Origin of the sequence: Mesorhizobium sp. M0601, assembly GCF_040320845.1 — a bacterium.
Classification (GTDB): Bacteria; Pseudomonadota; Alphaproteobacteria; order Rhizobiales; family Rhizobiaceae; genus Mesorhizobium.
In genome coordinates, this window is record NZ_JAMYQK010000035.1 from 63,045 (window position 1) to 70,881 (window position 7,837).

A 7,837-nucleotide genomic window follows, 5' to 3' on the forward strand; every position below is an offset into this window, starting at 1 on the left:
TCAACCAATATGGGCTTTGTAAGCGGCTTCATCGAGAAGTCCGTCGAGTTGGCGCTCATTGGCCAGCTTCATCTTCCACAACCAGCCGTCGCCGGTTGCCGCCGAATTGACGAGTGAAGGATCCGATGACAGCGAGGTGTTGGCCTCGGTGATCTCGCCGTCGACCGGCGCGTAGACATCCGATGCGGCCTTGACCGATTCGACCACCACTGCGGTGTCGCCCTTGGCCAGCTTCTTCCCCGGCTCCGGCAGTTCGACGAAGACGAGATCGCCGAGCTGCTGCTGCGCGTAATCGGTGATGCCGACCGTGGCGATGCCGCCCTCGACGCGCAGCCATTCGTGATCTTCGGTGAAATAGGTCTTTGCCATTGAAATCATCCTTTGCGGTAGCGATGGGGCGTGAAGGGCAAGGGGTGGATGTCGACCGGGATTTTCGTCCCGCGGACATCGGCGAACAGTTTTGCGCCGGATTTGGCAAGCGGCGTCTGGACGTAGCCCATGGCGACCGGATGACCGGCCGAGGGGCCGAAGCCGCCTGAGGTGACATGGCCAGCAGGATTGCCGTCGGCATCGAAAAGGGCAGCACCGGCGCGCGCCGGCTGGCGGCCTTCCGGCTTCAGGCCGACGCGTTTTTGCGCCGGACCGCGCTCCAGGACGGCGCGCAGCGCATCGGCGCCGATGAAGGCGCCAGAGGCGCGAACCTCCTTGGGGATGGCCCACATCAGCCCGGCGCTGGCCGGATCGATTTCCGGCGTGATGTCCAGCCCGTGCAGGCACAGTCCGGCTTCGAGCCGCAGGCTGTCGCGGGCGGCAAGGCCGACCCACATCACCCGCTCATCCTCGAGCAGCCTGGCGACGAGGTTTCTTGCATCCGCTTCCGGCAGGCCGATCTCGAAGCCGTCTTCGCCGGTATAGCCGGACCGGCTCATGAACCATTTTTCGCGCGGCTCGATGCCGTGCATGAACACCAGCGAACCGGTCTCGATGCCGGCGCGGGAAAGGGCAGCCCACGCCTCGGGGCCCTGTATGGCCAAGAAGACGCGGTCGAGCGCATCCACTTTTACATCGAAATCGCCCTCTGCATCGAAATTTTTGGCCAGTGCGCGCAGATGCTTTTCGTCGGCGGCGGCGTTGCCGGCATTGGCGACCATCATGAAGCGCTCGGCGCCGAGCCTGGTGACGATCAGATCGTCCAGAATGCCGGCCGCCTCATTGAGGAAGAACGTGTATTTGGACTGGGAAACCTCAAGCGCGCCGGCATCGAACGGGCAGGCGCGGTTCAGAAGCGCTGCTGCGCGCGGACCGCTGATTTCGAACAGCTTCATGTGCGAGATGTCGAACAGGCCGGCATGCTCACGGCTGTGCAGGTGCTCCTTCATCACGCCGGCCGGATAGGTCAGCGGCATCGACCAGCCCGCGAAGGCGCCAAAGCGCGCACCGGCTGCCATATGCAGATCTTCAAGGGGGAGGTGTTTGGTGTCGTCGCCCGTCATGTCATCTCCAGAGTCGCACGCAAGCGGCCGCGAAAGGCGACCAGTCCGTGCCCCTCTGTCTGAAGCCTGAGAGACTCGCGCCCCGTAACTCTGTCGGCAGCGCTTACACCTTCGGCGCGGGGGCAAGCCCCGACTTTCCAGAGTGTCTTTCCCGTCTACGGTTCTTTTGCCTGAGAGATTTCGGGCGATTTCCCCTTCGGCGGCAGCTCTCGCTGCTCTCTCCCGCAAACAGGTAGGACTCGGTCAGGAGCCCTCGACTCGTCATCCATAGCCCGTGGACGACACCTTGTCACCTGCCGGCGACATTTTTACGCCAAGTCTTCTGCGGGCCTTCTTTACAGGCAAGCCTTCGCTAACCACGCCGCTTGCCGGTTTCTCAAGACCTTGCCGATATACCGCATAAGGGCCGGCAATTACCGGCGGCGGGCGGGGAACAAAATGGGCGAATTGATCATGAGCGCGCCGGTGGCCGGGCTGACCTCGAAAAATCGGATCACGGCGGAAGACGTGGTCATGCTGCGCGGCGAAGTGTTCGGCGACGGCGTGGTAACGCGCGGCGAGGCCGAGGCGCTGTTTGCGCTGGATGCAACGGCGAGGGACAAATGCGCAGAATGGCTTGAGTTTTTCGTCGAGGCCGTCACCGATTTCATCGTCCACCAGGAAAAGCCGGCGGGCTATGTTTCGCAAGACAATGCCGACTGGCTGATCCGGACGATTTCGCGCGACGGCATGGTCGACAGCCAGACCGAACTCGAGCTGCTGGTGCATGTGCTGGAAGTTGCCAAATCATCGCCGAGCACGCTTTCCAGCTATGCGCTGGAGCAGGTCGCTCATGCGGTCGTGGACGGCAAGGGGCCGCTGATGACCGGCGGCAGGCTTATCCCTGGGTCGATTGCCAAGGCTGAGGTCGAGCTGTTGCGCCGCATCCTTTACGCCTACGGCGGCGATGGCAACATCGCCATCAGCCGCGCCGAGGCCGAGGTGCTGTTCGAGATCAACGAGCGGACAGCGGCGGGCGACAACGATCCGTCCTGGAACGATCTGTTCGTCAAGGCGATCGCCAATTTCGTCATGTGTTCGGCCGGCTACGAACCGCCGGTGCGCGACGTGGCGCTGCGCCGGGATTCGTTCTTCGAGCAGGCCGATCCGGAGATCGGCGGGTTCTTCAGCCGCATGGTATCGGGCGGCCTGTCCGGCATCATGGAAGCCTATCGCTCACCCGGCGATATCGAAGCCGAGTGGGAGTCCAAGAACAAGGCAGCCGAGGCTCTGGCCCGCCGCGCCGAGACGGTCGATGCCGGCGAAGCGAAGTGGCTCGCCGAACACATCGGCGACCGGCCGCTGCAGGAGAACGAGCGCGCGCTGCTGACGCTGATCAAGCACGCCTCGCCGGAAATCCACCCGGCGCTGAAGCCGCTAATCGACAAGGTCGCGTAAGCAGTCGCGCGACGCTATTGTTTGGCGGGCTCCGGCTTGGCGCTGGTGTCGAACCGCGACATCCATTTGAAGCTGCCGAACCAGTAGCGGCGCACGCCGCCTATGGTGCCGTCGGCGGTGCGCGCGCCGATCCAGTTGTTGACGTATTGGACGAGGCGGACATCGTCCGGGCGCATCGCAAACGCCTCCGGCGTCCGCAACAGCGGGCCGCCCACCATCGTCAACTTCGCGTCATAGAGCCTGGCGGCCATCTGCGGCGTCGGCGATGTCGCGACCATTGCCTGTGCGTCGCCGCCGATGATCGCGGCGAAAACATCTGAGGTATTGTCGAAAGACAGGATGGTCGCCTTGGGAAAAGCTTCCTTCGCGGCGGCTTCATCGGTGGAATTGGACAGCACGGCGATCTTGTATCCCGGCGCCGCCACTGCCTTTCCCGGCCTTTTCCCAAGGCTGGCGATCGTCGCAACCATGCGGATATCGGCGGTGCCGGTCTGGTTGGAGAACACCACCTCGCGTGCGCGTTCCGGCGTGCTGGCGTAGCCAGCCGCGATCATGTCGAAATCACCCTTGAGCAGTCTTGTCTTAAGGTCGTTCCAGGGCACCTCGACCAGCTTCAGGTCGACGCCGAGATCAGACGCCAGCGCACTGGTCAGGTCGACATCATAGCCGGCCAACTTCCCGTCGGCCTTCTTGAGGATCCATGGCGGGTTGAGCGCCACGCCGACCGTCAGTGTCTTCTGGTCGATGATGCGCTTGAGGCTGTCGTCCGCCCGGGCTGGCAGCAGCGACAAAGCCAACCAGGCAGAAAGGGCAAGTATAGTTGTGGCGATCATCTTAGCGCGCATTAATATAACCTCGCTGAGCCTGTCCGGTTGTCAGATTTACACAGAGGTGCCATTCTGTCGATAGCGGACCCTGATGGAGAGTTGCGATGTCGGCACGGATGGCGGTTACCGGTTCGATGATGTTCCTGGTTTGCCTCCTGGGCAATCCGGCGAAGCTTTCGCTGCTGCCGGCGGCAGCGCAGGCTGCGGGGGCAAAACGCGTGGTCTGCTCCAGCGCCGACTACCGCTATTCCTATTGCGGGATCGATACGCGCCGCGGCGTGCAGTTGACCTCCCGGCTGTCGAAGGCGCGTTGCGTATACGGTAGAAGCTGGGGCTATGACGGCGGCGGCATCTGGGTCGACAATGGTTGCTCGGCCGAATTCGCAGTCGCCAGCCCCAACCGCAATCCCTCTGCTGGCGACGTCGCCGCAGCCATTATCGTCGGCGGCGTGGTAGGCGCCATTCTCGACAACGGCGATTCGCATCGCCATCATTCCGATAATTACTATCCGAAGCCGCGCCCGCGCCGTTACGACCAATCGATCGATCCGACGCCGCAATTCGACAATCAGGGCAACCCCAACTTCGATACCCACGGCAACTACCAGGGACCGCATGGGCTGGGCAAGCTTGTCACCCCTGACGACAATCCTGACCTGAATCCGGCCCTGCGCAGCGACGGCGACGACAGCGACGACGACAGTTAGATGAAGCTCGGGTCAGGTTTCGGTCAGATGCCGCCGTACCAGTCGTAGCCATTGTCCTCCCAATAGCCGCCTCTGCCGCCGCCGATATTGGCGAAGCCGTCGACCAGCTCAATCTTGTAGAGGTATTTCGGCATCTTGTAGCCGAGCTGGCGCTCGACGCGGACGCGCAGCGGCGCGCCGTTTTCGACCGGCAACGGCTTGCCGTTGAGGCCATAGGCAAGGATCGTCTGCGGATGACGAGCATCGACCAGGTCGATCGAGCCGTAATATTTGATGTCGCCGGCCAAGCTGCGGTCGATCGTGTCGAGGCAGTGGAACATGACGTAGCGCGCCTGCGGCTTGACCACTGCCTGGTCGAGCACCAGCGACAGCGGCGTGCCGGTCCATTTGGCAATGCAGCTCCAGCCTTCTACGCAGTCGTGGCGGGTGATCTGGGTGCGGCTCGGCATGTTCATCAGCTGCTCGCGGCTCAGCGACAGTGGTTTTTCGACGAGGCCTGAAACCTCCAGCCGCCAGTTGGCGAAATCGCTGGCGAGCAGGCCCTTGTAGAAATCGTCGTCGGGCGCGGTGACGCCGTTCGGCCGCTGCGGCTGGCGAATGTCGGCCTCGGTGAACTCCGGCGCCAGCGCATCAGCGCCGGCAAGCAGTCGCTGCGCCCGCCAGGTCAGGCCATTAGCGCTTTCGAGGAAGCTGCGCAGGCTGTCGCCGACGCCAAGCTGGTTGTCGAAGGCGTCGCAGCCCGACAGCATGATGCCGGAAAGGCCGAGGCTGGCCGAGGTCAGGAACTTTCTTCGGCTTATCTGTAGCTTGGGGCTGATCTCGAATTTCGCCATGTCAGGCACTCCTCTCTGGCGCATTGTCGCCATGCGCCGGCGGGTCGGTTCGGTACCACCCGGTGATGATGGAGCGCAGCTCGTTGATTGGGCCGGCGGCCAGGATCATCAGGATGTGGATAATGAAGAAGGCGACGAGCAGCAGCATCACCGTGAAATGAATGGTGCGCGCCGTCTGCCGGCCGCCGAGCAGATCATTCAGGAACGGCAGCACCGAATCCATGCTCGGCGACATGGCAAGGCCGGTGATGATCATCAGCGGCAGCAGCACGAACAGCACGCCGCCATAGGCCAGCTTCTGCAGCGTGTTGTAGTCGCGCGTGTGATGGAACCTGAGCTTGGCGTGCTCGACAATGTCTCGCGGCAGGCGCCTGAAATCATCGAGGCGCGGGGCAAGATCGCGGCGCAAATGGCCGTTGATCAGGCTGGCGACCAGCCAGACCAGCAGCGTGGTGGTCAGCACCCAGGCGAAGAAGAAATGAACAACGCGCGCGGTGCCGAGATCGTAATAGGAAGGGATCGTCGCCCAGGACGGGAAGGCACGGGAGGTCTCCTGGCCGGCCGGACCCGACCAGCCGAGCACGCCAGTGGTATCGAAGCGCTTGCCGAAGATTTCGGTATAGCCGCGCGGGCCAGTCGCCGTATTCTCGGCGCCAATGGCGAAGACGGTGTTGTTGTAGCCAAAACCCGACTCCTTGCCGATATAGAGCTGCGGGCGGGCGTTGAAGATCTGCAGGCCGGAAAGCAGCATGAAGAACAGCGCGATCGCCCACAGCCAATGCGTCAGCCGCGTCCAGCGCGACTGGCGATAGATCAGCGTCGCATCCGCCGAAGCAGCGCTATCTGCCTCGGTGCTGGCTTCGCCTCTGGCAACTGATTCCATGTTTTCCGTGCCTCCCTGCCAAGCGGTTCCGCATGGCCTGTCAGATCTCTTCTCCTCCCAATACGTCGCCAGCCTAAGCGATGTTTCACCCGATCACGGATTTATTACGGACTGCCGAGGCTGACGGCGAGGTTGACCGCGGCTGCCACGATGACCGTGTTGAAGAAGAACGACAGGATCGAATGCACAAGCACGACACGGCGCATTTGCGAGGTCGTGATGTTGGTGTCGGCGGTTTGGGCCGTCATGCCGATCACCGTAGCGAAATAGAGGAAATCCGAGCCTTCCGGCCGCTTGCCGCCCGGGAAGTCAAGGCCGCCGACCGGAATTTTCTTTTTTGTGTCGCCATCCATCGCATCGCCATCCAACCAGTAGATATGCGCGTAGTGAAGTGCCGCCATCGCATGGATGGTCAACCAGCCAAGCGGGATAGACAGCAGCGCCACCATAAGCTCGACGGTGTCCGCGCTCTTCTCCCTGTTGATCAATTGAAACAACGACATGATGGCAATAGCGACGACAATCAGCGTGACCGCGAAGATGGCCAGTACCGGCAGGTCCGTGTCGCCTGCATTCTTGCGCAGATAGCTGCCGGTAAGCCGCGGCATATGGGCGATGACAAGGACGAGATAGGCGGCAAAGAACACATTGGCGCCGATCGAATAGGCAAGCGGCGCACGCCAGACCAGCGCGGCGCCAAAGGCTGCCACGCCGATGCAGGCCGACACCGCGAACGGCGTGTGGCGTTGCATGGGCATCTTGGTCGGGGTACCAGTCGCCATGGCCTTCAGTCCGCTGACGCGGATTTCAGCGCTCGCCGCAAGATGCGGTCAAGCTCGCCTAGGAACCGCGAGCGGTCCTGCGGCGCGAAACTCGAATTGTAGCCCTTGCTTTCGCCGGTCTCGCGCAGATGCTGCTTGAGATCGCGCATTGCCACCGCCATGCCGATCGTTTCCGGCGTAAACGGGCGTCCCGTCGGGCCGAGCACATGGGCGCCAAGCGCCACCGCGCGCGCGGCAAGCGGGATGTCGGCGGTCACCACAATGTCGTTGGACCGGGCGTTTTCGACGATCCAGTCGTCGGCGGCATCGGCGCCCTTGGAGACGACGACATTGCGGATCATCGGATCGCGCGACGGACGCAAGCCGCCATTGGAGACGAAGGTGACGACGATGCCGTGCCGCTCGGCGACTTTTTCGACCTCGGCCTTCACCGGGCAAGCGTCGGCATCGACGAGAATAGCAGGTGCGGGCATCGTTGTTCCAAATGTGAAAAGAGCCGGGCGGCGTCGCCCGGCTCGATCGGTGATAGTCGAGCGGCTACTAGGCCGGCAACGCGCCGGATCTCTTGGCCGTCCAGGTGGCGATATAGTCCATCAGTCCTGGATTGAGGCAATCGTAAGGTTCGAGCCCGATCGACTTCAGCTGTGACCTTATGCCGTCCATGCGGCTCGGATCGACACCGGACTCGATGATCGAGGAGACAAAGGCGGTGAAGCCCGGCGGCGCCCAGCCGTCTTCCTGGAAGCGTTCGGGATGGATGAAGGACAGCCCCTTGAACGCGTGGTCGCGTTCGACCGGGCCGTGCATGTGGACGCCGCAGCCGGTGCAGGCATGGCGCAGGATCAGCGCGCCCGGATCGACGATCTTCAGCTTGT

At 62.8% G+C, this 7,837-nt stretch carries 9 protein-coding genes, 1 pseudogene and 1 riboswitch; of the genes and pseudogenes, 2 read left to right on the forward strand and 8 right to left on the reverse strand.

The genetic code is table 11. The annotated features are described in order from the left end of the window. Both gcvH and gcvT read right to left on the reverse strand, forming a co-directional pair. The gene (gene gcvH / locus NKI41_RS25350; RefSeq protein ID WP_352451343.1) at positions 1-369 is read right to left on the reverse strand and encodes a glycine cleavage system protein GcvH; all 369 of its coding nucleotides are present in this window, start codon (positions 367-369) and stop codon (positions 1-3) included. 5 nt (positions 370-374) lie between these two features. Then, entirely contained in the window at positions 375-1,493 is a 1,119-nt protein-coding gene (gene gcvT / locus NKI41_RS25355) for a glycine cleavage system aminomethyltransferase GcvT (RefSeq protein ID WP_352685550.1), read from the reverse strand. Between the two features lie 148 nt (positions 1,494-1,641). After that, a riboswitch (glycine riboswitch) is annotated at positions 1,642-1,728 on the reverse strand. A gap of 203 nt (positions 1,729-1,931) precedes the next feature. On the opposite strand from gcvT, the gene NKI41_RS25360 reads away from it, so the two are divergent. Beyond that, positions 1,932-2,930 (forward strand): hypothetical protein, encoded by a 999-nt coding sequence (locus NKI41_RS25360; protein WP_352473892.1) that lies wholly within the window; start codon positions 1,932-1,934, stop codon positions 2,928-2,930. A 14-nt stretch (positions 2,931-2,944) separates the two neighbouring features. Here NKI41_RS25360 and NKI41_RS25365 read toward each other — a convergent pair whose 3' ends face one another. Next, on the reverse strand, positions 2,945-3,763 hold the full coding sequence (locus tag NKI41_RS25365) for a transporter substrate-binding domain-containing protein (RefSeq protein WP_352685551.1): 819 nt from the start codon (positions 3,761-3,763) through the stop codon (positions 2,945-2,947). A gap of 98 nt (positions 3,764-3,861) precedes the next feature. Between NKI41_RS25365 and NKI41_RS25370 the strand changes: the two genes are divergently transcribed. After that, entirely contained in the window at positions 3,862-4,464 is a 603-nt protein-coding gene (locus NKI41_RS25370; protein ID WP_352685552.1) for a DUF3011 domain-containing protein, read from the forward strand. A 23-nt stretch (positions 4,465-4,487) separates the two neighbouring features. Here NKI41_RS25370 and NKI41_RS25375 read toward each other — a convergent pair whose 3' ends face one another. The 5 genes and pseudogenes from NKI41_RS25375 to NKI41_RS25395 form a co-directional block, all read right to left on the reverse strand. Next, the gene (locus NKI41_RS25375) at positions 4,488-5,297 is read right to left on the reverse strand and encodes a molybdopterin-binding protein (RefSeq protein WP_352685553.1); all 810 of its coding nucleotides are present in this window, start codon (positions 5,295-5,297) and stop codon (positions 4,488-4,490) included. A 1-nt stretch (position 5,298) separates the two neighbouring features. Then, the gene (locus tag NKI41_RS25380) at positions 5,299-6,180 is read right to left on the reverse strand and encodes a cytochrome b/b6 domain-containing protein (protein ID WP_352685554.1); all 882 of its coding nucleotides are present in this window, start codon (positions 6,178-6,180) and stop codon (positions 5,299-5,301) included. A 104-nt stretch (positions 6,181-6,284) separates the two neighbouring features. After that, entirely contained in the window at positions 6,285-6,962 is a 678-nt protein-coding gene (locus tag NKI41_RS25385) for a DUF1345 domain-containing protein (RefSeq protein WP_352685555.1), read from the reverse strand. Positions 6,963-6,967: 5 nt separating this feature from the next. Then, complete coding sequence (locus tag NKI41_RS25390) at positions 6,968-7,435, reverse strand: YaiI/YqxD family protein (protein ID WP_352454435.1); 468 nt, start codon at positions 7,433-7,435, stop codon at positions 6,968-6,970. 67 nt (positions 7,436-7,502) lie between these two features. Then, a pseudogene (locus tag NKI41_RS25395) lies at positions 7,503-7,837 on the reverse strand (S-(hydroxymethyl)glutathione synthase); the annotation flags it as partial.

Excerpts from the sequence above, each read along its gene's own strand:
- NKI41_RS25390 (WP_352454435.1), bottom strand. The coding sequence starts at position 7,435 with ATGCCCGCACCTGCTATTCTCGTCGATGCCGACGCTTGCCCGGTGAAG.
- NKI41_RS25365 (WP_352685551.1), bottom strand. The coding sequence starts at position 3,763 with ATGATCGCCACAACTATACTTGCCCTTTCTGCCTGGTTGGCTTTGTCG.
- gcvT (WP_352685550.1), bottom strand. The coding sequence starts at position 1,493 with ATGACGGGCGACGACACCAAACACCTCCCCCTTGAAGATCTGCATATG.
- NKI41_RS25385 (WP_352685555.1), bottom strand. The coding sequence starts at position 6,962 with ATGGCGACTGGTACCCCGACCAAGATGCCCATGCAACGCCACACGCCG.
- NKI41_RS25380 (WP_352685554.1), bottom strand. The coding sequence starts at position 6,180 with ATGGAATCAGTTGCCAGAGGCGAAGCCAGCACCGAGGCAGATAGCGCT.
- NKI41_RS25370 (WP_352685552.1), top strand. The coding sequence starts at position 3,862 with ATGTCGGCACGGATGGCGGTTACCGGTTCGATGATGTTCCTGGTTTGC.
- NKI41_RS25360 (WP_352473892.1), top strand. The coding sequence starts at position 1,932 with ATGGGCGAATTGATCATGAGCGCGCCGGTGGCCGGGCTGACCTCGAAA.
- NKI41_RS25375 (WP_352685553.1), bottom strand. The coding sequence starts at position 5,297 with ATGGCGAAATTCGAGATCAGCCCCAAGCTACAGATAAGCCGAAGAAAG.
- gcvH (WP_352451343.1), bottom strand. The coding sequence starts at position 369 with ATGGCAAAGACCTATTTCACCGAAGATCACGAATGGCTGCGCGTCGAG.